This is a genomic window from Ruegeria sp. CK3 (assembly GCF_056536565.1).
The window spans coordinates 226545-250402 of sequence record NZ_JBQFPV010000010.1 but is presented as its reverse complement, the minus strand read 5'-3'; the positions used below and the strand labels follow the sequence as shown (position 1 = coordinate 250402).

Below are 23858 nucleotides of genomic sequence, written 5' to 3'. Positions count from 1 at the left end.
GGTCTTGCCCCAACTTGGTCAAACAGGACTGCGTGATAGCAAGAGCAGAAGGCCACCACAAGACGGGCCAGACGGGATTACACGTCTGGCCGTCAGAGATTTTGCAAAGCGATCAGTAAAGGCCGCCGGTACTCAAATCCCCTTGCGAGGCTTTGGGGCCAACAGTGACGGTGCTACCTGTCGAGGTCTGGACCTGAACGCCTGCGCGTTGCGCTTCTTCGAACAGCGGAAGGTCCGATCCGATGGCAAAGCCGCCGTCATAAACGCGGTCGATAAACCCATCCACACCATCCCGGAAGAACTCGGCCACGACATATTCGCCGGATGCGTCATCAGGCAGGCGCGCGCCACTGAAACGGTCGATCTTGATGAAGTGACCGCCCTCGGGCACTTCGAACGGACCACCGCCGTATTTCTCAACGGCTTTTTCCATGAAGCTCTGGAAGACCGGCCCGCACATGGTGCCGCCATAAGCCCCCCGGCCCATCGGACGCGGACGGTCATAGCCGATATAGCAACCGGCAACGATGTTCGAGGTGAAGCCAATGAACCACGCATCCTTGGATTCGTTGGTGGTTCCGGTCTTGCCTGCCGTCGGCACCGGCAGGTTGACATAGCGCGACGCCGTCCCGCGATCCACAACACCCTTCATCATCGAAGTCAGCTGATAGGCGGTAATCGCATCCATGACCTGAGAGCGGTTGGTCTCAATGGTCGGCGACTCGTTTGGCTCCAGCCAGGTCGAGTTGCAATCGAGGCACTGGCGATCGTCATGGCGATAGATCGTCTTACCAAAGCGGTCCTGAATCCGGTCGACCAGAGTAGGCTCGACCCGCTCACCCCCATTTGCGAACATCGCGTAAGCCGCAACCATTTTATACAGCGTGGTTTCTTCGGACCCGAGCGAGTTGGCTAGAAACGCACCCATCCGGTCATAGACGCCGAACCGTTCCGCATAGCCTGCGACCACCGGCATTGTGACCTCTTGGGCCAGACGGATGGTCATCAGGTTCCGAGACTGTTCGATCCCGGTGCGCAGTGGCGTCGGGCCGTAGAATTTGTTCGACGAGTTTTTAGGGCGCCACAGGCCCTGAGGAGTATTCACCTCAATCGGAGCGTCCACAACGATTGTTGCGGGGCTATAGCCACTGTCCAGCGCAGCCGCGTAAACGAACGGCTTGAACGAGGAACCTGGCTGACGCTGCGCCTGCGTGGCGCGGTTGAACACGGTATCTTGATACGAGAACCCACCCTGCATCGCCAGAACGCGGCCCGAGTTCACGTCCATCGCGACAAAGCCACCCTGCACTTCGGGCACCTGACGGGCGGACCATTGGCCCTCTTCCCCAGCCATGACTAGGATCACATCGCCGCGTTTGAAATTATCGAAGAAGTTGCCCTGCATCCACTTGATGTCAGAGCGAGGAATAGTGCCGTCGGAGGGGCCATCCTCGATGCCCACCGTCAATTGTTGCTCGGCCACGTCCAGCACAACGGCGGGATACCATTGGGTCGGCAGTACAACGTCACGGGGAATCTCCATCTGCGCCAGCGCATCGCGCCACTGGGCTTCATCCGCCAGCTGTTCTTCGGCGATCACCTCTCCCGTGCCACGCCATCTGCCGCGGGACAGGTCGTATTTCTGCAACGCCTCACGTAGCGCGCGGGCCGCTTCGACCTGCATTTCCTCGTCGACCGAAGCGCGTACGGTGAAGCCGCCCGTAAAGAACTCACCCTCGCCGAAGTCTTCGCTCAGCTGACGGCGGATTTCATCGGTGAAGTAATCGCGCGGCGGCAAGGCAGTGCGGAAGCTTTCGAAATCACCGTTCTGGACCGAACGCAGAGGCATCTCGACCTCGGTCTCATAAGTCGCCTTATCAATGTAACCGTTTTGGTTCATCTCGCGCAGAACATAGTTGCGGCGGGCCAGTAGGCGTTCCTTCTGGCGGACCGGGTGGTAGTCTGACGGTGCCTTGGGCATCGCGGCCAGCATCGCAGCCTCATGCGGAGCCAGTTCCTGCAGGGTTTTGTTGAAATAGGTCTGCGCCGCAGCGGTCACGCCGTAGGAGTTCTGACCCAGAAAGATCTCGTTCATGTAAAGCTCGAGGATCTGTTCCTTGTCGAGCGTATCCTCAAGCCGGGTGGCGAGGATGATTTCCTTGATCTTGCGCTCGGCCCGACGGTCGCCCGACAGCAGGAAGTTCTTCATCACCTGTTGCGTGATGGTCGAGGCCCCGCGCACGGTTTCACCCTTGGTCCGCACAGCTTCGACACCGGCAGCGATGATGCCGCGCGGGTCATAGCCCTGATGGGTGTAGAAATTCTTGTCTTCCGCAGAAATGAAGGCCTGCTTCACTAAATCCGGAATTTCCTCGGACGGGGTAAACAGACGGCGCTCCTGAGCGAATTCGTCGATCAACTGCCCCTCGCCGGAATAGATCCGGCTGATCGTGGGCGGTTTATATTGGGCCAGCGACTCGTGGCTGGGCAGGTCGCGGCCATACATCCAGAAGACCGCGCCGATCACCAGCGCAACCATGAAGATACCCAAAGTCACGAGGCTGAAAACTGCCCCGAAAATCGATAGAATGAACCGGATCACGTCACTGCCTTTTTTTCGCGCTGCCGCCTATATAGGGATGCCAAGCCCGAGGGTCAAAACCACAAGCGCATTCTAGCCGTTTTGCGTCGTCAGGTCACTGTCCAATCAGGGACCGCCTGATCACATCTTGCTGCCGCCAGTCCTCCAACCCCTGATGGATTCCCAGTGCCATTTTAGCGCGCCAGTCAGGATTTTTGATGTTTTTCAGGTCTCTGGGGCTGGAAAGAAACCCAAGCTCGACGAGAACAGACGGAATATCCGCCGCCTTCAGCACCGAAAACGATGCGGTGCGCAGCGGTTTGCGATTCATCGGCCCGCCCTGTTGCGCCATCCCATTGGCAATCGCGCCTGCAAGCGATGTTGTGCGGGGTTTGGTCTCCTGCCGCGCCATATCCAGCAGCACATCGGTGACCTGATCATCGGCCCCGTTCAGATCGACCCCAGACAAAAGATCACCCCGATCATGGCGCTCGGCCAGTTTGACGCTGGCCACGTCCGAGGCATCCTCGGACAAGGTATAGACCGCCGCGCCGTGGGCCTGCCCGTCGGAGAGGGAATCGGCATGCAGCGAGATAAACACATCTGCACCCGCCCTGTGCGCCAGAGCGATACGACGCTCGAGCGAGACGAACTGATCCTCTACCCGCGTCAGCACCACTTCGTAACCACCTGACCTTAATAGTAATTCACGTAGTTCACGCGCGAAGGTCAGCATCATGGTTTTCTCGTCAATGCCACCGAATTCGGCGCCCGGGTCGATACCGCCATGGCCGGGGTCCAGCATCACCCGCATGACCTGCGCCACATTGCGCGGGACCTCAGACGTGGTGACGGCGGGTTCTGGAAGATCCCAGCCGTGGTTCCGCGGCACGCCAGCGGACGCGTTGAACGTGTCAAAATCGGTACCGACCAATTGAAGGGTCAACAGCGCCGCGCCCGAGGCCTCATCCAAACGCAACTCGGCCGTGTCCACCGCCATTGGCGCGCCCAGTTCCAGCACCATACGGGACCAGCCGGGGACATAGGCCCCGAACTGCACGCCACTGATCCGGTCGGTTTGTAGGAAGTCGTCGGCGTTGAGGCCGGTCCAGTCGACCTCCTGAAAGTCGAGAACCATGCGGTAGGGATCGCGCAGCGTGAAGATGCGGTACGGCACACCCTGACTAACGCCAAGATCGACCTGAACCGCCGTGCGACCAGAATCGATGATGCGGCTTTGGCCCGGCTGCACGCGCGCCAACGCAGTGAAGTCCTGCGCCAATGCGGCACCGGACAGCGCCCAGATCAACGCGATGCAAAAGAAAATCCTGCTCATGGCCTCAAGTTTTCCCGAGATCGTTTGAGCGTGACCCTAGCGCATCCGCCCCCTCTTGTGAACGCTTTACACCGGCTGCAACGCGCCGCGTTCGGCCATGAAGCTGCGCATACGCTCTAGCCCGTCCTGAATATCGGCAGTGGCCCTTGCGTAGGAGAATCGCAGGGTCGTATGTCCGCGCTCAGGATCGAAGTCCAAACCTGGCGTGACGGCGACACCGGCCTTTTCCAGAATCTCGGCTGCAAAGGCGCGGCTGTCATCTGTCAGGTCAGAGACATCGGCATAGACGTAGAACGCCCCGTCAGGTGGCGCGATATTCGTGAAACCGGCCTTGGGCAGCCCTTCGAGCATCAGCTCGCGGTTGCGGCGGTAAACATCGAGATTGGCCTGCAGCTCTTCCTCGCAATCCATCGCGGCCAACGCGGCCACCTGGCTGGCATGGGGAGCGCAGATGAACATGTTCTGGGCGATCCGTTCAACCACGCGGACCTGGTCCTCGGGTACGACCATCCAACCGACGCGCCAACCGGTCATCGAGAAATACTTCGAGAAGGAATTGATCACATAGCAATCATCCGTCAGCTCCAGCGCAGTGACGGCTTTAGCCTCATATTCCAGCCCATGGTAGATTTCGTCACTGATGAACGAGGCACCCTGCCCCTGTGCCGCGTTGATCAACGCGCCCATCGACGCGTGATCCAACATAGTGCCGGTTGGATTAGCGGGGGATGCGACCATCAGGCCCTGAAGATCAAGCCCGGAAAAATCCGAAGGCACCGGTTGCAGCCGATTCTCGGGCAAAGTCGGCAGGTCGACGGGCACGAACCCAAGAGCTTTGAGGATCTGACGGTAGGACGGATAGCCCGGCGCGCCGATGCCCACACGATCCCCGCTGTCGAACAGCGCGGTAAAGGCCAGCAAGAACCCGCCGGAAGACCCCGGTGTTACCACGACCCGTTCGGGGTTCAGATCGACACTGTACCACTCGCCATACATCTGCGCGATCCGCTGGCGCAGAGTGGGCAGCCCAAGCGCGACGGTATAACCCAACGGGCCTTGCTCCATAGCCTTGGCGAGGGCTTCGGTCGCTCCTTTCGGGGCGCCGGTTCCGGGCTGGCCGACCTCCATATGAATGATGTGGCGTCCGGCCTCTTCGGCTTTGCGCGCGGCCTCCATCACGTCCATCACAATAAACGGATCGACCCCGGACCGGGTTGAGTTTCTCATGCCCATCTCCCATGTTGCAGCCATGGCTTTTGAACGCGTATCCCGGCTGGCGTCAATCCCAGCCCTGATACTTGCGGCTGTCCTCTGGCTGACGGCGGCAGCGCAGAGCCACGCCCAAAGCCTGATCCGCGATCCCGATATCGAGTTCGGCCTGCGCGAACTGGCCTTTCCGGTGCTGCGCGCAGCCGGCCTAAGCACCAATCAGGTGCGTATTCTGGTGGTCAACGACAACACCTTCAACGCCTTCGTGATCGACTACAACGCGATCTACCTGAACTACGGCCTGATCCTGTCGGTAGACAGCCCCGAAATGCTGCAAGCCGTCATCGCCCACGAGGCCGCCCATATCGCCAACGGTCACTTAGCCCGCCGTCACCAAAACCTGCAGGACGCGCAGCGCAAGGCGAGCCTTGGCACGGCGCTTGCTCTGATCGCAGCCGCAGCGGGCGGAGGGGAAGCCGCTGCGGGGATTGCGGCCGGTACGCAAGGCGCGGCCATTCGCGGCTTTCTGGGGCACACGCGGGCTGAGGAAGCCTCAGCCGATCGCAGCGCGGCCAGCTATCTGCGGTGGGCCGGCATCTCACCCAAGGGCATGGTCGCGATCCACCGCAAATTCGCAGGGCAGGAATTGCTGAGCACGGCCAATCAGGACCCCTATATGCGCTCGCACCCCACCAGCCGGGATCGCCTGCGCGCGGCTGAGGCGTTTCTGGACGAGTTCGGCGATCAGACCCAACCCAATGAAACCGCCGACTATTGGTTTGCACGGGTGAAGGGCAAGCTCTCGGCCTTTCTGCGCTCTCCGAGCTGGACAATGCGCCGCGCGAAAGAGGAAACGGCTTACGACATCAGAATGATGCGCGAGGCGTCGGCCCATCACCAGAACCGCGATCTGGCCCGTGCGCGCGCAGCGATAGATGAAGCCTTGAGAATTCGGCCCGAGGATCCCTTCTACTATGAACTGAAAGGGCAAATCCTACTGGAAAACAGGCAATTGTCCGCGGCTGTTAATGCATACTCCCAAGCGGTTGAAATGGCACCTCACGATGCGTTGATCCTTGCCGGATACGGACGGGCGCTGCTTCTACAAGGCCAGACCGACAAGGCGCTGGAGGCGCTAGAAAAAGCCCGCGCCCGCGACTACCGCAACGCGCGGCTGATGCGGGATTTAGGAGTGGCCTATTCCAAGGTTGGCAATAACGGGATGGCCTCGACCGTCACCGCAGAACGATACGCCTTGCAGGGCCGATTGGCTGATGCAGGCATTCACGCAAGACGGGCCATCGGGCAACTTCCCGAAGGCTCACCGGGTTGGCAAAGGGCACAAGATGTGTTGATTGCCTCGAAACGCGCAGAGAAAGCGAAAAGGAAACGCAAATGATCCTGAAACATGCAGCCCCCGCCCTTTTGGGGCTTTCCCTGATATCGACTTCGGCGCAGGCGCTGGACCTCAATGCGCTCAGCGATGCCGAAAAGGCCGAGTTCGGAGCACAGGTGCGCGAGTATCTGCTGGAGAACCCCGAAGTGATCATCGAGGCGATCACCATTCTGGAGGAGCGCAACGCAGCGACCCAGGAACAAGCCGACCGCGATCTGGTCGCTTCGAACGCGGATGAGCTGTTCAATGACGGCTATAGCTGGGTGGGCGGCAATCCGGATGGCGACATCACCCTGGTCGAGTTCATGGACTACCGTTGCGGCTATTGCCGCCGCGCCGTGCCCGAGGTGGCCAGCCTGTTGGCCGAAGACGGCAATATCCGTCTTGTGATCAAAGAGTTCCCGATTCTTGGCGATGCCTCGGTTCTGTCCTCGCGTTTTGCCGTGGCGACCAAACATGTCGCCGGGGATGGCGCCTATAAACAGGTCCACGACGCCCTTATGGAATTCAGCGGAGAACCCAGCGAAGTGACCCTGCGCCGTATCTCAGACGGGCTTGGGCTGGATAGCGACGCCATCATCGCCGCGATGGACAGCAACCAGGTCACCGAAGAGATCACCCGCACCCGAGAGTTGGCACAACGGATGCAGATCACCGGCACGCCCTCGTTCGTTTTGGGCACCGAAATGCTGCGCGGCTTCCTGCCTGCAGATCAGATGCAGCAGATCGCAGACGGCGTGCGAGCTGAACAGGGGTAAATCGTTGGGGCGGCCTTGCCGCCCCATACGAACGGGCGCGCCGTCTCAGGAAGCATAAAAGATCTCAGTGCACTGGTGCCGCAAAAGACTGCTTTGAGGCCAAAGCACACAAAACGTCATGTTGCGTCAGAACGGTGCGCCCCGTTCGTGTCCGACAGTACATTTGTTTCGGTAGTGAGCGCATTGTTCCCGAGGCCTTCATACATTCAATATTAAAGATACATTTCGCTGGACGTTTCGAACAGACTCGTCAATTAATAGTCTCGGCAGGTTCGCGATGCTGAGCAGTCTGTCAAATTGGGCGTGCGGAAGGGAACACAATGCTACGCAGAAACGTACTAACGACGCTTGCCTCGGTTTTGCTAGTCTCGGCATGCGGAACTACACCGCCGTCCACGAATACTGCTGCAGGCGTGCCTGGACGAACAATTCCGCAACCGCAAGCGGGTCAAGGTCTGATCGTCTTTTTCCGACCGAGTAGTGCGGCAGGTAGTGCGCTCAGGCTACCACTCACATTAAACGGGAATTCTGTTGGAAACCTAGCGAATGGATCGGTGATCACGCAGAACGTTTCCCCAGGGCAATACACAATCGTGGCCACGGCGCCTTCCGTATCAGGCACTTCTCAAATCAACACAAACGTGGCTGCAGGGCAAACCGTGTTCATTAAGGGTGAAACCCTTTGGGGCTGGCCCGCTGGACGCGCAAGCGTCGCAATCGTTGGTGAGGAGCAGGCAAGAGGCGAAATTGCAAGAATGTAAATCGCTTAGCCCAAGGCGTTTGCCCGCATTGTCAGGTTTTCCGGGGTAACGCTCTGTATCATTTGCTTTGTCCGCAGACCGGCCCAATCGAACTCAGCGCGTCACGTTTGTATTCTGCTGACGCTACTCCGCCGCATCCAGTTCAGAGGCCTTTTTCTCGACCTCTTCCACGATATGATCGATCATCTGATCATTCGACATCTTATGGCTGGCTTTACCCGCCAGATAGACCATGCCCGACCCTGCTCCGCCGCCCGTGAAGCCAACATCGGTCATCAGCGCCTCGCCTGGTCCGTTGACCACGCAACCGATGATCGACAGGGACATCGGTGTTTTGATGTGTTCCAGGCGGTGCTCCAGCGCCTCGACGGTTTTGATCACGTCGAATCCCTGACGCGCGCAGGAGGGGCATGAGATGATGTTGACCCCGCGGTGGCGCAGGCCCAGGGATTTCAGGATTTCAAAACCAACCTTGACCTCTTCGACCGGGTCGGCGGACAGGCTGACGCGGATCGTATCTCCGATCCCCATCCACAGCAGGTTACCTAGCCCGATGGCGGATTTGATGGTGCCGCTGACCAACCCTCCGGCCTCGGTGATGCCAAGGTGTATGGGGGCATCCGTGGCCTCAGCAATGCCCTGATAGGCTGCAGCCGACAGGAACACATCGCTGGCCTTCACGCTGATCTTGAATTCGTGGAAATCATTGTCCTGCAGAATGCGGATATGTTCCAACCCGCTCTCGACCATCGCTTCGGGACAGGGTTCGCCATATTTCTCAAGCAGGTGCCGCTCTAACGAGCCTGCATTCACTCCGATCCGGATCGAGCAGTTGTGGTCCCTTGCGGCCTTGATGACCTCTTTCACGCGTTGTTCGTTGCCGATATTGCCCGGATTGATCCGCAGACAGGCCGCGCCGGCCTCAGCCGCTTCAATGCCACGGCGGTAGTGAAAGTGAATGTCGGCCACGATGGGAACCGGGCTTTCGCGCACAATCTCTTTCAGCGCCTTGGCCGAGTCCTCATCCGGGACAGAGACCCGCACGATATCGGCCCCGGCCTCAGCCGCCGCCTGAACCTGCGCGACCGTTGCCGCCACATCAGTGGTCAGGGTGTTGGTCATGGTTTGCACTGCGATCGGAGCATCACCTCCGACCGGCACGGTGCCGACCATGATCTGACGGGATTTGCGGCGGTAGATATCGCGCCAGGGACGTACGTGGTTGAGCGACATGAAGAGAGGTCCGCATCTGCCTAGGTTGCCTCATAGATAGTTCGGCAACCGCAGTTGAGCAATGGCAAGACTATTCGGCAGGCTCGTCCACTGCTTGCGTCTGAAGCTCGGCCACCAATTGCTTGAGGGCACTGTTTTGCTCCGCCTCAAGATCGGCGACGGCATAAGTCTCAGCCACTGCGTCCTTGGACAGGACAACGCCCTTCGCGACAGTGCCCGGCGCACCGACAGGTCCGAAATGTTCACCATTCATCGAAAAGAACACAGAACCCGACGCCCCTGCCCGCAAGAGCGGAGGTTCTTCGGTCAGGGGCACTTCGAACACGCTGCCCTGTTCTACGGTGCCCAGCGTGCCTTCGAAGATCACGCTGCCATCGGCGGCTGTGACGCGCATCCAAGCAGGGTTCACGGCGACAATCTTCAACGTCGTATCCAGCTGCTCGACCACCTGCGGCAAGGCCGGGCGTTCAACCGTGTGCAATTCGGCCACCTGAACCTCGGGCAGTTCCGGCGGGCGGAATGTGCCAACGGTCCGCGGGTCAAGCGTGGAAATCGGAGCATCCCGTGCGACCATCACCGGAACATCCAGCGCTTGCGGGCGATAGAGGCGATCCAGTGCTTCGGTCGAGGCAGTCTCGACGGTGTCAGTGCTACGCGCCGCATCAAGGGGGTCGAGATCCGACAGAACCACGGGGGCTTGCTCAACCGGGCTGACCTGCACCTGCTGGATTTTGTTCAACACGGCCCAGCCGCCATAGCCAATACCGCCGATGACGGCCAGCAAGACTAGGGACGAGCCAATAGCGCGCGGTTCAACCCGACTGACAAAAGATTCTTTGCCGGGGATATATGGCGTGTTCGGAGACACAAACGGATCCCGCCCCATCGGGCCACGGGCCGGAAGATCTCCGGTCGGTTTGCGCACGACCGAGGCTTCGGCGGACATGCCATGCGCGACCTCAAAGCCGCTTTCCTTGCAAAAGGCGGCAAAGGTCTCATCCGGGTTCATGCCCAGATACCGTGCGTAAGAACGCACATACCCGGCGATGAAGCCGGGTGTATCGAACGCATCAGGATCGGCGTTTTCGATGGCAGCGATGTAGTTGGCTTTGATCCGCAGTTCGCGCTGAACATCCAGAAGGGATTTGCCCATGGTGGCGCGTTCGCCGCGCATCTGATCACCAAGCCGTACTTCGTAGTCGTCAAACCCCTTCGGTCTGACTTCTAAACCTTCTTCGGAATCGCGCTGTGATCTGCGCCCAATCATTCCTGCCGCCCCATTTTGCCCGTCGCGTGTTTCACGCTAATGGCGAATCGTCCCCATAACGATTCGTCCACTTATTTTGTTAGCGTAAGCTTAACACGCGGCAAACACGTTGCACACTTTAGCGTGAGGTTAACCGGCAAGTTCGGCGCGATTTAGCGCACAATGTGACCAAAGTTCGTCCATCGCCTGAACCAGACGGTTCATCTCATCTGGTCCATGGACCGGAGATGGGGTGAAGCGCAGGCGCTCTGTACCACGTGGAACCGTCGGGAAATTGATCGGCTGCACATAGATACCGTGATCGTCCAGCAACCGGTCGCTCAGGATTTTGGTATGGACTGGGTTACCGACGATAACAGGCACGATGTGGCTGCCATGGTCGATCAGCGGCAGGCCCAAGCCTTTCAGGCGTAGCTTCAGGATTTTGGCCTGTGTCTGATGCTGCTCGCGCAGTTCCGGCGTCACTTTCAAATGCGCGACCGAGGCCGCAGCACCAGCCGCAACAGCGGGCGGCAGAGACGTGGTGAAGATGAAGCCCGGCGCGTAGGAACGCACAGCGTCGCACATCTTTTCGCTGGCGGCGATATAGCCACCCATCACGCCATAGGCTTTGGCCAGAGTGCCATTGATGATGTCGATGCGATGCGCCAGACGATCACGTTCCGTCACACCACCACCGCGCGGGCCGTACATGCCAACCGCATGGACTTCGTCAATATACGTCAAGGCACCGAATTCACCAGCCAGATCGCAAATCTCTTCGATCGGGCCAAAGTCACCGTCCATGGAGTAGACCGACTCAAAGGCGATCAGCTTGGGGGCTTTGGGGTCGTCTGCCTCAAGCAGTTCGCGCAGGTGGGCGACGTCATTGTGGCGGAAGATGCGCTTGGCGCCGCCATTGCGCCGCACGCCTTCGATCATCGAGGCATGGTTCAGCGCGTCCGAATATATGATCAGACCGGGGAACAGTTTCGGCAAGGTCGAAAGCGTCGCGTCATTGGCGATATAGGCGCTGGTGAACAGCAGGGCGGACTCTTTGCCGTGCAGATCGGCCAGCTCGGCCTCAAGACGCTTGTGATAAACAGTCGTGCCCGAGATGTTGCGCGTCCCGCCCGAGCCGGCACCGGCCGCATCGACGGCTTCATGCATTGCGTTCAGGACAACCGGGTGCTGGCCCATGCCAAGGTAGTCATTGCCGCACCACACAGTAATGTTCTGTTGCGTACCATCGGGACGGGTCCGAACGGCATGCGGGAAGTGCCCGTTGCGGCGTTCGATATCGATAAAGGTCCGGTAACGTCCTTCGTCATGCAGCCTGGCAATCGCTGAATCGAGCTGAGCAGTATAGTCCAACGGACCCTCCTTGATCGCCTCGGGCAAACCCCTCACCCAAAGCCTGTATTCCGCCACCCGAAAGGGCATCACCCCTAAAGCAGCTTTGTGTTCGCACGTTCGACATTATTAAAGCCGCTCGTTAGAACCCAACTTTGATTTGCATCAAATATAAGCTTCATAGCCGCGCAGCAAGTAAACTTACGTCTAAAAGACGCGGGGAAACGACGCAGGTACAGAAGCTTAACTTCAGCCGTTCACTACGGGGCAGTACTGCGCACTCTGCTCTGGACGGCAGCGCCAACACTGATAGGGTTCGCGCAAATCATTCTCTAGCAGGAGCCCTGTTATGTCGCTAGACGCCGTGCTGAGCCGGATCGACTCTGATCTGCAAACCTCGATCGACCGCCTGATGGAGCTGTTGCGCATCCAATCGATCTCAACCGATCCCGCCTACAAAGCGGAGGTCGACAAGGCCGCCGACTGGCTGGTCTCGGACCTGCAGAGCATTGGGATTGCAGCAGAAAAGCGCGAAACACCCGGTCACCCTATGGTCGTGGGTCATGTGGGTGAGGGCAGCGAAGGCCCGCATGTGCTGTTCTACGGGCATTATGATGTGCAACCCGTCGATCCGCTGAACCTGTGGAACCGCGATCCGTTCGATCCCGCCATCGAGGAGACCGAAAATGGACCCGTCATTCGAGGCCGTGGTTCATCCGACGACAAGGGCCAGCTGATGACCTTTGTCGAGGCCTGCCGTGCCTGGAAAGCCGTCCACGGCACCCTGCCCTGCCGCATCACCTTTTTCTTCGAAGGTGAAGAGGAATCAGGCTCGCCCTCGCTGGTTCCGTTCCTCGAAGCGAACAAAGACGAATTGCAGGCCGATCTGGCCCTTGTTTGCGACACCTCAATGGTGTCACGCGGAGTGCCTTCCATCGCGTCGCAACTGCGCGGCATGCTGAAGGATGAGTTCACCATCATCGGCCCCCGCATCGACCTGCATTCCGGCCACTACGGCGGCCCCGGTCTGAACCCGCTGCGCGAATTGTCCAAGATCGTGGCTTCCTTCTATGACGACGAGACCGGGCGCGTCGCTGTTGAAGGTTTCTACGAGGGCGTTCACGAGGTCCCGGCAGATCAGCTGCGCCAGTGGGAGAACTGCGGCTTCGACGAAGCCGAATATCTGAACTCGGTGGGCTACAGCCAACCGCATGGCGAAAAAGGCTATTCCACGCTGGAACAGCAATGGGCACGCCCCACGCTTGAGGTCAACGGTCTTTGGGGAGGCTACAACGGCGCCGGATCAAAAACGGTGATCCCATCAGAGGCCCACTGCAAAATCACCTGCCGCTTAGTCGGTGACATGGACCCCGACGCATTGCGCGAGAAAATCCGCAAGCACGTAGAAGAACGCCTGTCGCCGGACGCCAAAGTTGTCTGGGACAATGACCTCGAAGGGTCCCCAGCCTCGGTCATGAATCTCGATCGCCCTGAATTCGAAGCGGCACGTGCTGCGCTGTCTGACGAATGGGGCCGCGAAGCCGTGTTCACCGGAATGGGCGGCTCAATCCCGGTCGTTGGTTACTTCGACACCGTTCTGGGCCTGGATTCGATGTTGGTCGGCTACGCCAATGACGACGATGCCATCCACTCTCCGAATGAGAAATACGATGTCAAAAGCTTCCATAAGGGCATCCGCTCTTGGGCCCGCATTCTGGATGCTTTGAATTCGTAGCAGTTTTTTGCGAGGCTCTGCCTCGCGCTCCGAGGTATTTTCGGTCAGATGAAGAACGGATCCCATGCTTCATCTGGCTGTAATTTTCCCGGAGGAGTCGCGGCTTGCCGCGGCGGGGGCAGAGCCCCCTAACCCTTTACATATGGATCACGCGATCATACGCATCCAGAACACTTTCATGCATCATTTCTGACAGTGTCGGATGCGGGAAGACGGTGTTCATCAGGTCTTCTTCCGTCGTCTCCAATTGACGACCGACCACGTAGCCCTGAATCATCTCGGTCACTTCTGCGCCAATCATATGTGCGCCCAGCAGCTCACCGGTCTTGGCGTCGAAGATCGTTTTGATCATGCCCTCAGGTTCTCCTAGCGCAATCGCCTTACCGTTCCCGATGAAGGGGAAGCGGCCGACCTTGATGTCGTAGCCAAGCTCTTTAGCTTTGGCTTCGGTATAGCCGACCGAGGCCACTTGTGGGTGACAGTAGGTGCAACCTGCGATGCTCTCGGGTTTGACCGGATGCGCGTGTTTGCCTGCGATCAGGTCTGCTACCATGACGCCTTCGTGGCTGGCTTTATGAGCCAACCAAGGCGCGCCGGCGATATCGCCAATCGCATAGAGACCATCAACGCCGGTGCGGCAGAACTCATCCGTCACAACATGAGTACGGTCGATTTTCACGCCGAGTGCTTCCAGTCCCAGATTCTCGACATTGCCGACAATGCCAACGGCCGAGATTACCGTATCGAACTCGTGCTTCTCGACCTTACCTTTGACCTCGATATGCGCGGTAACCTTACCCTTGCCGCGATCAAGCTGCTTGACCATCGCTTTTTCCATGATGGTCATGCCTTGCTTGGTGAAGGCTTTCTTCGCGAAGGCGCTGATTTCAGCGTCTTCAACCGGAAGCACGCGGTCCATCACCTCAACCACGGTCGTATCCGCGCCCAGCGTGTTGTAGAAGCTGGCGAATTCGATCCCGATGGCGCCCGAACCGATGACAAGCAGTTTCTTCGGCATCCGCGGCGGCTGCAGTGCGTGTTTGTAGGTCCAGACCAGATCGCCATCTGCTTCCAACCCTGGAAGCTCACGCGCACGTGCGCCGGTGGCGAGGACGATGTTCTTGGCGGTCAGCTCTTCGGTGCCCTTCTCGGTTTTGACTGAGACTTTGCCTTTTGCGGTAATCGTCGCCTCGCCCATCACGACACTGACTTTGTTCTTCTTGAGCAAGTGGCCGATCCCACCCGACAACTGGCCGGCAACGCCACGTGAGCGTTTGACCACCGCGTCCAGATCGTAACCGAACTTGTCCGCCGTCAGACCAAAGTCCTTTGCGCGCTCCATCAGGTGGAAGACTTCTGAGGAGCGCAGCATTGCCTTGGTGGGAATGCAGCCCCAGTTCAGACAGATGCCGCCCAGATGCTCTCGCTCGACCACGACGGTCTTGAGGCCCAACTGCGCCGCGCGGATTGCGGCCACATAGCCGCCCGGACCAGCACCGATTACGATCAGATCAAAAGATTTTTCAGCCATGTGTCCCTCTCGGCCCAGGTCGGTTTTAAATTTAGTTTAGCATTAAACTATTTTTCACAGCGCATCAATATAGACATACCGCGACAAAAGCGACGTCGGTATGTTATGGTCGATACGTGCAGTTTTCAGCCTATACCCAAGCTTTTTCAAAGGCTAGAAAAGAACAGTCGGGGCCTCCACCCGTCTTATATTCACAAAGCATTCGAAAGACTTATCATGGCCAAGACCCTCAAAGACCTTCTCCTTGCACTTCTGAATGCAACGCTGATCCTTGTCGCGCTTTGCCTGTTTTTGGGATGGAAACTGGCTTCGACCGTCGAGGACGTCACCTCGGTCCTGTCGGAAAAGCTGCAACTTGTCGCCCCGTTGCGGGACGAGGCGCAGGGTATTCGCGAGCAGCTTTCCGGACTGCGCAGTGATTTGGCCCGAATTCAAGAGGACGGTCTGGTGAGCAACACCGTTGTTTCACTGCGAATGTCCAATACGCTGGATAAGCTGGAAACGATAGAAACCAAACTGCAGACTGTTCAGACCCGGTTTGCAGAGTTGGCGGAATCACCTGACCAATTAATTGACCATGCAATTGAGACCTCGGCCGACGTGGTAGCCGACCGGATCATTGCTATTCGTGGATGCGGGCCTGAAGGTTAACCGGCTGCCTGCAACTCACGCACAGTGGCGCCGTAGCCGCCCATGTCGACATAGGCGGTCTCATGCACGGTTGGGGTGCGTGACAGGGCCTCATTCCGATAAGGGAAGCGTCCGAATTTCCGGATCACCTCACGATGCGCTCGTGCGTGCAGCAGGTTGCTGGAATCCTCGCTGCTGAGGTTCTGGCAGATCAGACGCACGCAGCGTTCCTGATCACACAGGTTTTCGGAATGCATCATCGGCAAATAAAAGAACTGCCGCGCGGGTTCGTCGATTTTCATATCCCAGCCCTTGTCCACCGCGCATTTCGCAGCGGCCAGAGCCGCCCGATCCGACGAAAAGGCCCGTGCCTCACCCCGGAACATGTTGCGCGGGAATTGGTCTGTTAGGATGATATAGGCCAGCGACCCGCTGGGATATGTCAGCCAGAGCGAAAACTTGCCCTCTGCCGCGGCTTCCCAAGTGGTCAGGAAATGGTCGCGGATCTGCTGATCCAGCGCGTCGTCCTGCATGTACCACCCCTTGGGGCCGACCTCATCCAACCAAAAACTCAATACGTCTTCAGGACCAACCATTGCCCTTAACTCCGTGTGTTGCCCTCCCCAGGGACGTAAGGTCATTTAAGGCTGTTTTACAGATTTGTAACAGTAAAATATTACTACATTTCGGACATATTTAGGCGTTAGCGGAAACATCTTGTGCGTCTTCCTCGGCCTCGGCGGCTTCGATGGCCACTTCCTGGGCCACCTCAAGCGCAACGGGGGATGCGGACGGGTACAGAGGCGACATGGTGCCGGTTTCGTCGACTGGGATCGCCGCGCGCTGCGTCATGCGATACATTGCGTAGCCAGCCATCGCGAACAGCAACGCCGCGATGAACAGGAAAAAGCCCGGAGGTCCAAAGATCCCGTCCCCCATCAACCAACCTGTAATCAGCGGGCCAGCAATCGCGCCCAATCCGTTGATGAAAAGCAAACCCCCAGATGCAGCGGCCATGTCTTCGCGATCCAGAAAATCGTTCGTATGGGCGATCAGCAGGGAATAGAGCGGGTTTGACATACCGCCAATAAAGAAAGCGGTAACCAGAAGGATCGGGAAATTCACGCCGAATAGCATGCCAGCAACGGCGCTGGCACCACCTATGGCTGCCGCCAGCAGGATCAGGAAACGCCGATCCATTCGGTCCGAGAACCATCCCAGCGGGTATTGCAGCACGATGGCGCCGATGTAGAAGGCGGCCACGAAGGTCGAAATCTCGATCAGGCTCAGCCCAGCACGCGCGCCATAGACCGCCGCCATGCCGAACTGCGCCGAGAACACTCCACCCAACAGGAACATGCCCACACAGCCCAAGGGGGATTTGCCCATCAGCTCGCGCAGGGTCATGGGTTTGGTGGTGTCGAATGCAGGGGTCGGAGAAATCGACAAAAGGATCGGCGCGAACGAGACAGAAACGAGGATCGAAGCGATCACAAACGTCTCATACCCAGCCGGATCGCCCAGCAAGACCAATCCCTGAGCCGAAATGATCCCCAGCATCTGCACAATCATATAAAGCGACAGCGCCTGCCCCCGGTTCTCGTTACTGGCCGCGTTGTTCAGCCAGCTTTCAGCGGTCACATAAACGCCCGAGAAACAGAAGCCGATCACGGCACGCCCCAGGAACCACGCGATCGGGTCGGTCAGCATCGGATACATGATCATGACCGCGGAAATGAACGAGGCCAGGGCTGCGAAGACACGCACATGGCCGACCCTACGGATCATCTCGGGCGCAAGGCGCGATCCGCCCAGAAACCCCATGAAATAGGCCGACATCACAAAGGACATCTCGAGGGTCGAGAAGCCTTCGATTTCACCGCGAACACCCAGAATCGTGCCTTGCAGGCCGTTGCCGACCATCAGCAAACCCATGCCAAGAAGAAGCGCCCAAGCGGTGGACAGAACCTGAATCATTTGGGCCTCCGGGATGTGCCAAGCTGAATTGCGAGTCGTTATGTGATCAAAACAAATACAGATCGCGCCTGTCTACGACATTCCCTGTCTGACAGTGTCGCGGCTGAGGGTTTTAGGGGATTAGAAGGGATGAATCCCCATACGAGAAGAAGCGATATTTCTGTTCAATCGCATGGGCATAGACGGACCGCATACGCTCTTGCCCCATCAGGGCCGAAACCAGCATTAGCAGGGTCGACTTGGGCAGGTGGAAGTTGGTCATCAATGCGTCCGTTACATGGAACTGAAAGCCCGGATAAATGAAGATGTCGGTTTCCCCTTCCCAAGGCGCGATCTGCCCACTGCGCGCGGCACTTTCGATCAGGCGCAGGGCGGTGGTGCCGACCGGGACCACCCGCCCCCCCTCCGCCTTGGTGGCGCGGATCTCATCAGCGGCCTGCTGGCTGACCCGGCCCCACTCGGCATGCATCTTGTGGGTTGTCACGTCCTCGACCTTGACCGGCAAAAACGTGCCCGCGCCCACATGCAGGGTCACGTGGCTGAACTCCACCCCGCGCTCGGCCAGTGCCGCCATCAGCGCATCGTCAAAATGCAGCGACGCGGTTGGTGCGGCCACAGCGCCCGAGTTGCGCGCCCAGATGGTTTGGTAATCCGTCTTGTCCTGCTCATCCGCTGAACGTTTGGCGGCGATGTACGGTGGCAAAGGCATAGCACCGGCCTGTTCAAGGGCGGCGTCGAAATCCTCACCACTGAGGTTAAACTGGAGATAGGCTTGCCCGTCCTCGACCCGGTCCAGAGTCGCACTGAGATCGTCGGAGAACACGATCTCTTCGCCCGGTTTGACCTTTTTCAGCGGCTTGATCAGCGCGGTCCAGGACCCATCCGCCTGAGGCTCCAGCAACGTCGCCTCGATCGCGGCGGAAACCGGCCCCTGCGCGCTGTCGCGATGCCGCCGCCCGCTGAGCCTTGCCGGGATAACGCGCGTATCGTTCAACACAAGCCGATCGCCCGGGCGCAGCCAGTTGGGCAGATCGAACACATGGCTGTCCGAGATCGCCTCGCGCTCGGCCACCAGCAAACGTGCGGACGAGCGCGGGTTGGCGGGCCGGGTCGCAATCAGGTCTTCGGGCAGGTGGAAATCAAAATCGCTGAGTTTCATGGCCGCGCCATACAAGGCCACAAGAGATTCGGCCATATCCCCTAGCGGTCGCTTTTCGGGGCGCCGTAAGTACGCTTGGGTTCGTCAGGTTTGCGCGGTTGGGCGTTCGGCCCGTCTGAAACCGTCGGGGCTGGAGGACGCAGAAGGTTGCGCAGGAACAGCGGCGCAAGGCCCGACAGCGGGTTCACCGAGACCTTCGGGTCCGCCAACGGCCCGGTAAGAGAATAATTGAACCCGATGACCCCTTCGCCCTTTTTGGTAAAAACGCTGCCGACCGCATTCAGCAAATAGATCGGGGAAATGGCACCCCGCAGGTTCAGCGTCCCGGCCACCGTATTCACCGTTCCATCAAAAGACAGGCCCATGGAGGGGCCAACCGCACTGCCGCTGAGGATCTTGACCTCGGTTGGGGTGATCCGCATCCGGCTGTCGATAGACGAGAAAAAGATACCCTGCCCGGCCATTTCATCCAGCAGCCCGACCAGACTGATCGCGTTCAGCAACGCAGCCATCGCAGGCGCATCCTGAATGCGGGTACTCACGATGCTGAGGATCACATCATAGCTGCCTGCGGCCGCGACTGGCTCAAGCTGCACATCCAACGTTCCGCCCCTTGCTTGCGTCAGCAAACCCGCCGAGCGCAAGACGGCACCAGCATCGTTCGAGGTCAGCTCTACCGCGCTGCGCGCGCCACGCGGGGTGAGGCGCCCTTGCATGGCAGCTCCTCCGTTGACGCGGGCGTTGAAGGTGCCGTTGACCCCTCCGGTCGTTTGAAACGCGCCTTTGAAACCGGTCAGGGCCACGCCCTCGGTGACTTGCAGGCGGTCAAGCGTTACGTCGAGATTCGGGCCAGCGCCCGCCCCGTTGCCGCCACCCTCGGACCCGCCGAATGTAGCGCGGCCCAGGTTCAGCACCCCGCCAAGAACTCGAATGTCGGGTGCGGCATTACCCCGCCCGATCAGCTCGGCCGGTACAGCCAGCCAGTTGCCCAGATCGAAGGAACTGAAGGAAACACGGTCAAACTCTCCTTCTCGGAAGGTGATCGACGCCGCAGTCCGCAACCCCGCCGCCTGCAGGTTCAAGGCATCAACCTTCAACCCATCGCCCAGTGTTGCATCAGCAGTCAGCGTGCCGCTGGTCGACGCGGGCTTGCGCCATCCCAGCTCGGGGATGGCCAGCGTGACGCCCACCAGATCGGATGAGGCTGATAGTTGCGGCGGCGCGCCCGCACCGATGCCCAGCGTAAAATCAGCCGTGCCGGATCCGCTGAGGAAGCTTTGCGGCAACCCAGCCTTCAATTCGGCCATCAGACGTTGGGACAGTTCGATTTGCCCGGTCACGGTGCTGCGTTGCGCCGTTTCGCCATCAATCGGCTGCTGCCATTTGGCCTGCACGGGCACATCGCCGAACAGGCCCTGCCCTTCGATTTGCACTCCAGTCTGGTCTCCGGACAACTCCAGCATCGGTGCACTGACGGAAAATCCCGGTACCAGACGGTCGCTGCTCAGGTCTCCGAGCCTGCCCGCGAAGTGAAACTGCGTGTCCTGAAACTTGAGGCCCTTGATCAGCGGCAAGGACAACGTGCCCGTAAGCGCTACACTTCCCTCGGCCATATCGACCGGCAGCCCTGCCTTGCTGAGCAGGCTAAGCGGCGGGCGATCCAGAAGGGATAGCGCGGCAGTGACACCCCCCGTCGCATTTATCCGTGCAATACCCGGCGTATTTTTTTTGATTTCGGTATCGGGAATGATGAAGGACGTCCCCGACGCATCCACGGCCCCGCCTTGATCGGCCATCACCACACCCTGCTGTGCTGTTGCGGTAAAGCGGTCGTAAATCAGGCTGGCCTGCCCCTGCGCGCCTTCGACCGGTGGCAACGTCTTGGCAAACCGTATGGTGGCATCCTCGAACCCGAAATCCAGATAGATATCGGGTTTGTTGTCGGGCCGCAGACGCAGCGCGAAATCCATATCCGACAAGGCGCCTTTGGAGAGGTTCTTGGTCACCCATTCCCGCGGCTTCGGCGCAAGACGCTCGGGCCAATAATTTAGGACCTCTTCAGAGTCCATCTGGTTCAGATGCGCATCCAGATCGGCCGACCAGCCATCGGCCAGCCCGACCAGCAGACCCGAGGCCCGCACGCGGTGGCCGCCGTCCTCAATCGTCATCTGACCTACGCGCAGCCGGAAAGGGGCGAATTTCATCTGAACGTCCAGATCGGCCTTTTTCAGGTTCAGCGGCTCGGGGAACAGGTTGGCCGGGTTGACATTGATCCCCGTCAGGCTCCACTGCCCATCTAGACTGTCGAGCGTGCCGTTTTCCACCCCTTGCAGATAGGCTTTGCCTGCTGCCTGCACCGATCCCCAGGCGGAATCGATCGAGACCTCGTTGAAGTCCAGCTCCTGCCGGATGGGATCATAGGTGAAGTAGGTGCTCGCTGAGTCGAACGGGATGGCACGTGTCTCTGGATTCGGCTGCACCGCACCGGCGCCTAGATTGAGCGTCGCGAAAACAGGGCCGAAAGCTCCTGAGCCATCCACACTGCCTCGCACCGCGCCCGAGATCGGCGTTTTCAAAACCTGCAACCACGCCAATGCCGGGCTTTGGCCGTATATATCCTCGGCTGGAAGATCGGTGATCGTCACGCCAAAACGTGCCTCGGGCGTGCCCAGAATGCTGGTGTAATTGGCCTCGATCTGGCTGACAAAATCGCGCCCGGACAGGACCGAGAACCCGGTGGCCAGCCGCATGTCGTCGTCATTGCGGGTCAGCTGAATATGGCCGCCGTCTAGTACCCAGGACCTCCCCAACCGCAGATCGCGATAGTCCAGCGTGATCGCGTCCAACTGCACCGAGGTCAGCGCGGACAGGACCGGAGAAAGGAACACCTCATCCCCGGCCTCGATCAATTCGGCAAGGTTCGATGCGCTTTGCACGGGCGCGCTGCCAGTGCCCACCGTCAGGGTCAGCGCACCGTCCTCACCCCGGGTCAGGGCGATCTGTGCCCCGCTGAGTATGATCCGCTTGGGTCGCACATGACCGCGCAGCAAGGGCCGCATCGCCAGGCTGGCCCGCATATCCGACACTTGGGCGATCTGTTGTCCGGCCTGATCACTGATGGACACATCCGTCAGACGCAAACGGGGCCGCCAGCCTTCGTGAATGATAAAGCTGACATCCCCAAAGCGGATCTGGAGACCGCCCAGATTCTCCTCCAAACGCGCCTCAACGTGACTGCGTAGCCAAGCCGGGGCGTGCATACGCTGGCCCAACACCATAAACCCCGTGACCACAGCCAGAACGACCAGCAAAACAACGCCCCGCAACGTCCAGATGCCCGCCGACCGACGGCGCGAGCGGCGACGTTTCGGTTGGCCCGCCTCTTCGCTATTGTCCTGATCCTGCTGCACCAATTTGCGTTCCACGCCTTTCAACCCGTCCGCGTTGCCCTATGATATCGGGCAGCGTTTAAAAACCTTTAGCGGAGTTTCCAATGCCCGACGTTTCAGACATGGCCCCTGACTTCACCCTTCCCCGAGACGGCGGCGGTGAGGTATCCCTCGCGGATCTGCGCGGCAATGCCGTCGTTTTATATTTTTATCCCCGCGATGATACGCCGGGCTGCACCAAGGAATCCATCGGTTTTTCGGAGCAGCTTCAGGCCTTTGCCGATGCGGGCGCTCAGGTCTTCGGCATCTCGCGCGACAGCGTTGCCAAACATGACAAGTTCGTCGCCAAACACGACCTGACCACGCCTTTGCTGTCGGATGAAAACTCGACGGTCTGCGAGGATTACGGCGTCTGGGTCGAAAAAAACATGTATGGCCGCAAATCCATGGGCATCGAACGCTCGACCTTCCTGATCGACGCCGAGGGCCGTATCGCGCAGGTCTGGCGCAAGGTCAAAGTGCCGGGCCACGTGGACGCGGTACTTGAAGCCGTAAAGGCGATGTAGCCCCCCTCGACCCCGCGCGCCATCCGGTCTATCCCCGGCCTCGACACGACAAGGCGGAGCGTACCAGTGCCTAAAACACTGACCCAGATGGCAAGCGAGGTTCTGACAACAGCGGACGGGCGGGAGAAAACCGCCCTATCCAAACGCCATGCCGCCTCTTGGTTCGCGTTGCGCAAAGGCCAGGGTGACGCGATTGAAATCGGCACCGCCACCCCACCTTTGAATCCTGCACGCCCTGAAAAGCCCGAGTTGCTCTCACCCCGCGAAGTGCCAAAGCGCAAACCGGGGTCCGAGGCCGGACGCATCGCGCTGTTGCATGCTGTAGCGCATATCGAGTTGAACGCGGTGGATCTGCATTGGGACATCATTGCCCGCTTCGGTCACGTGCCCATGCCGATCGGTTTTTACGATGACTGGGTCAAATGTGCCGAAGAAGAATCGCGCCATTTCGAGATGGTCTGCGATTGTCTTGAACAGATGGGCAGCTTTTACGGCGCCCTACCCGCCCATGCAGGCATGTGGCGCGCCGCCGAAGACACCGCCGAGGATTTGATGGGCCGCCTTGCGGTGGTTCCCATGGTGCTGGAGGCACGCGGGTTGGACGTCACACCCGGCATGATCGATATCTTTCGCAAGGCAAAGGCGGAACAGGCCATCGCTGCACTCGAGGTGATCTATGCAGAAGAGGTCGGCCACGTCGCCTATGGTTCCAAGTGGTTCCATTTTCTTTGTGGACGCGAAAACGCCGACCCCAAGGACGTCTTCCACCAATTGGTTCGGCGCTATTTCCACGGCGCCTTGAAACCGCCCTTTAACGAAGAGAAGCGCGCCGAGGCAGGATTGCCGCCGGACTTCTACTGGCCGCTAACCGAGGACATGCCCGCGCCGGGTCAGGTCTCAGACTGAGGTTAAAGGTTAATTTCGGCAGGTTTTCGCCGATCCGTAGGGGGAAATCTGCACCTTCGACGACAAATTGGTCAACAAACTTGCCCGAATGC

General features: G+C 59.2%; 18 protein-coding genes. 7 read left to right on the top strand and 11 right to left on the bottom strand.

Annotated elements, in window-relative coordinates; genetic code table 11:
* Positions 1–112 precede the first annotated feature (112 nt).
* The 3 genes from ACR0C3_RS17085 to ACR0C3_RS17075 form a co-directional block, all read right to left on the bottom strand.
* Positions 113–2602: a penicillin-binding protein 1A gene (locus ACR0C3_RS17085; protein ID WP_480759603.1), complete on the bottom strand. Its 2490-nt coding sequence runs from the start codon at positions 2600–2602 to the stop codon at positions 113–115.
* Positions 2603–2696: 94 nt separating this feature from the next.
* Positions 2697–3917, bottom strand: coding sequence for an N-acetylmuramoyl-L-alanine amidase (locus tag ACR0C3_RS17080; protein WP_480759602.1), 1221 nt, complete (start codon positions 3915–3917; stop codon positions 2697–2699).
* A gap of 66 nt (positions 3918–3983) precedes the next feature.
* Entirely contained in the window at positions 3984–5144 is a 1161-nt protein-coding gene (locus ACR0C3_RS17075) for a pyridoxal phosphate-dependent aminotransferase (RefSeq protein ID WP_480759601.1), read from the bottom strand.
* Here ACR0C3_RS17075 and ACR0C3_RS17070 point away from each other — a divergent pair.
* The 3 genes from ACR0C3_RS17070 to ACR0C3_RS17060 all read left to right on the top strand — a co-directional run bounded on the left by ACR0C3_RS17070 (position 5143) and on the right by ACR0C3_RS17060 (position 8041).
* Positions 5143–6525, top strand: a complete 1383-nt coding sequence (locus tag ACR0C3_RS17070; RefSeq protein WP_480759599.1) for a M48 family metalloprotease — start codon at positions 5143–5145, stop codon at positions 6523–6525. The two genes, ACR0C3_RS17075 and ACR0C3_RS17070, sit on opposite strands and share 2 nt — an antisense overlap.
* Positions 6522–7280, top strand: a complete 759-nt coding sequence (locus tag ACR0C3_RS17065) for a DsbA family protein (RefSeq protein WP_480759598.1) — start codon at positions 6522–6524, stop codon at positions 7278–7280. Before ACR0C3_RS17070 ends, ACR0C3_RS17065 begins: the two co-directional genes overlap by 4 nt.
* A 320-nt stretch (positions 7281–7600) precedes the next feature.
* Positions 7601–8041, top strand: coding sequence for a DUF2846 domain-containing protein (locus ACR0C3_RS17060; RefSeq protein WP_480759597.1), 441 nt, complete (start codon positions 7601–7603; stop codon positions 8039–8041).
* 123 nt (positions 8042–8164) lie between these two features.
* Here the strand turns inward: ACR0C3_RS17060 and ispG are convergent, their stop codons facing one another.
* The 3 genes from ispG to hemA all read right to left on the bottom strand — a co-directional run bounded on the left by ispG (position 8165) and on the right by hemA (position 11894).
* Positions 8165–9274, bottom strand: coding sequence for a flavodoxin-dependent (E)-4-hydroxy-3-methylbut-2-enyl-diphosphate synthase (gene ispG / locus ACR0C3_RS17055; protein ID WP_480759596.1), 1110 nt, complete (start codon positions 9272–9274; stop codon positions 8165–8167).
* Between the two features lie 70 nt (positions 9275–9344).
* Complete coding sequence (locus ACR0C3_RS17050) at positions 9345–10541, bottom strand: helix-turn-helix domain-containing protein (RefSeq protein ID WP_480759595.1); 1197 nt, start codon at positions 10539–10541, stop codon at positions 9345–9347.
* Between the two features lie 129 nt (positions 10542–10670).
* Positions 10671–11894 (bottom strand): 5-aminolevulinate synthase, encoded by a 1224-nt coding sequence (gene hemA, locus ACR0C3_RS17045; protein WP_480759594.1) that lies wholly within the window; start codon positions 11892–11894, stop codon positions 10671–10673.
* A gap of 328 nt (positions 11895–12222) precedes the next feature.
* On the opposite strand from hemA, the gene ACR0C3_RS17040 reads away from it, so the two are divergent.
* Positions 12223–13608 carry a dipeptidase gene (locus ACR0C3_RS17040; protein WP_480759592.1) on the top strand — a complete coding sequence of 462 codons (1386 nt, stop codon included), beginning with the start codon at positions 12223–12225 and terminating at the stop codon, positions 13606–13608.
* A gap of 136 nt (positions 13609–13744) precedes the next feature.
* Here the strand turns inward: ACR0C3_RS17040 and lpdA are convergent, their stop codons facing one another.
* The gene (gene lpdA / locus ACR0C3_RS17035; protein WP_170700396.1) at positions 13745–15139 is read right to left on the bottom strand and encodes a dihydrolipoyl dehydrogenase; all 1395 of its coding nucleotides are present in this window, start codon (positions 15137–15139) and stop codon (positions 13745–13747) included.
* Between the two features lie 216 nt (positions 15140–15355).
* Here lpdA and ACR0C3_RS17030 point away from each other — a divergent pair, with 216 nt between their 5' ends.
* On the top strand, positions 15356–15790 hold the full coding sequence (locus ACR0C3_RS17030) for a hypothetical protein (protein ID WP_480759591.1): 435 nt from the start codon (positions 15356–15358) through the stop codon (positions 15788–15790).
* On the opposite strand, the gene ACR0C3_RS17025 is transcribed toward ACR0C3_RS17030, so the two are convergent.
* The 4 genes from ACR0C3_RS17025 to ACR0C3_RS17010 all read right to left on the bottom strand — a co-directional run bounded on the left by ACR0C3_RS17025 (position 15787) and on the right by ACR0C3_RS17010 (position 22330).
* Positions 15787–16365, bottom strand: coding sequence for a DUF924 family protein (locus ACR0C3_RS17025; RefSeq protein ID WP_480759590.1), 579 nt, complete (start codon positions 16363–16365; stop codon positions 15787–15789). The two genes, ACR0C3_RS17030 and ACR0C3_RS17025, sit on opposite strands and share 4 nt — an antisense overlap.
* 100 nt (positions 16366–16465) lie before the next feature.
* A complete protein-coding gene (locus ACR0C3_RS17020) occupies positions 16466–17746 on the bottom strand; it encodes an MFS transporter (RefSeq protein ID WP_170466251.1) in 1281 nt (426 codons plus the stop codon).
* Between the two features lie 112 nt (positions 17747–17858).
* On the bottom strand, positions 17859–18905 hold the full coding sequence (queA, locus tag ACR0C3_RS17015; protein WP_480759635.1) for a tRNA preQ1(34) S-adenosylmethionine ribosyltransferase-isomerase QueA: 1047 nt from the start codon (positions 18903–18905) through the stop codon (positions 17859–17861).
* A gap of 41 nt (positions 18906–18946) precedes the next feature.
* Positions 18947–22330: a YhdP family protein gene (locus tag ACR0C3_RS17010; RefSeq protein WP_480759589.1), complete on the bottom strand. Its 3384-nt coding sequence runs from the start codon at positions 22328–22330 to the stop codon at positions 18947–18949.
* A gap of 68 nt (positions 22331–22398) precedes the next feature.
* Between ACR0C3_RS17010 and bcp the strand changes: the two genes are divergently transcribed.
* Both bcp and ACR0C3_RS17000 read left to right on the top strand, forming a co-directional pair.
* Entirely contained in the window at positions 22399–22860 is a 462-nt protein-coding gene (gene bcp / locus ACR0C3_RS17005) for a thioredoxin-dependent thiol peroxidase (RefSeq protein WP_480759588.1), read from the top strand.
* 87 nt (positions 22861–22947) lie between these two features.
* A complete protein-coding gene (locus ACR0C3_RS17000; RefSeq protein WP_480759634.1) occupies positions 22948–23766 on the top strand; it encodes a ferritin-like domain-containing protein in 819 nt (272 codons plus the stop codon).
* The last annotated feature ends 92 nt before the right edge of the window (positions 23767–23858 follow it).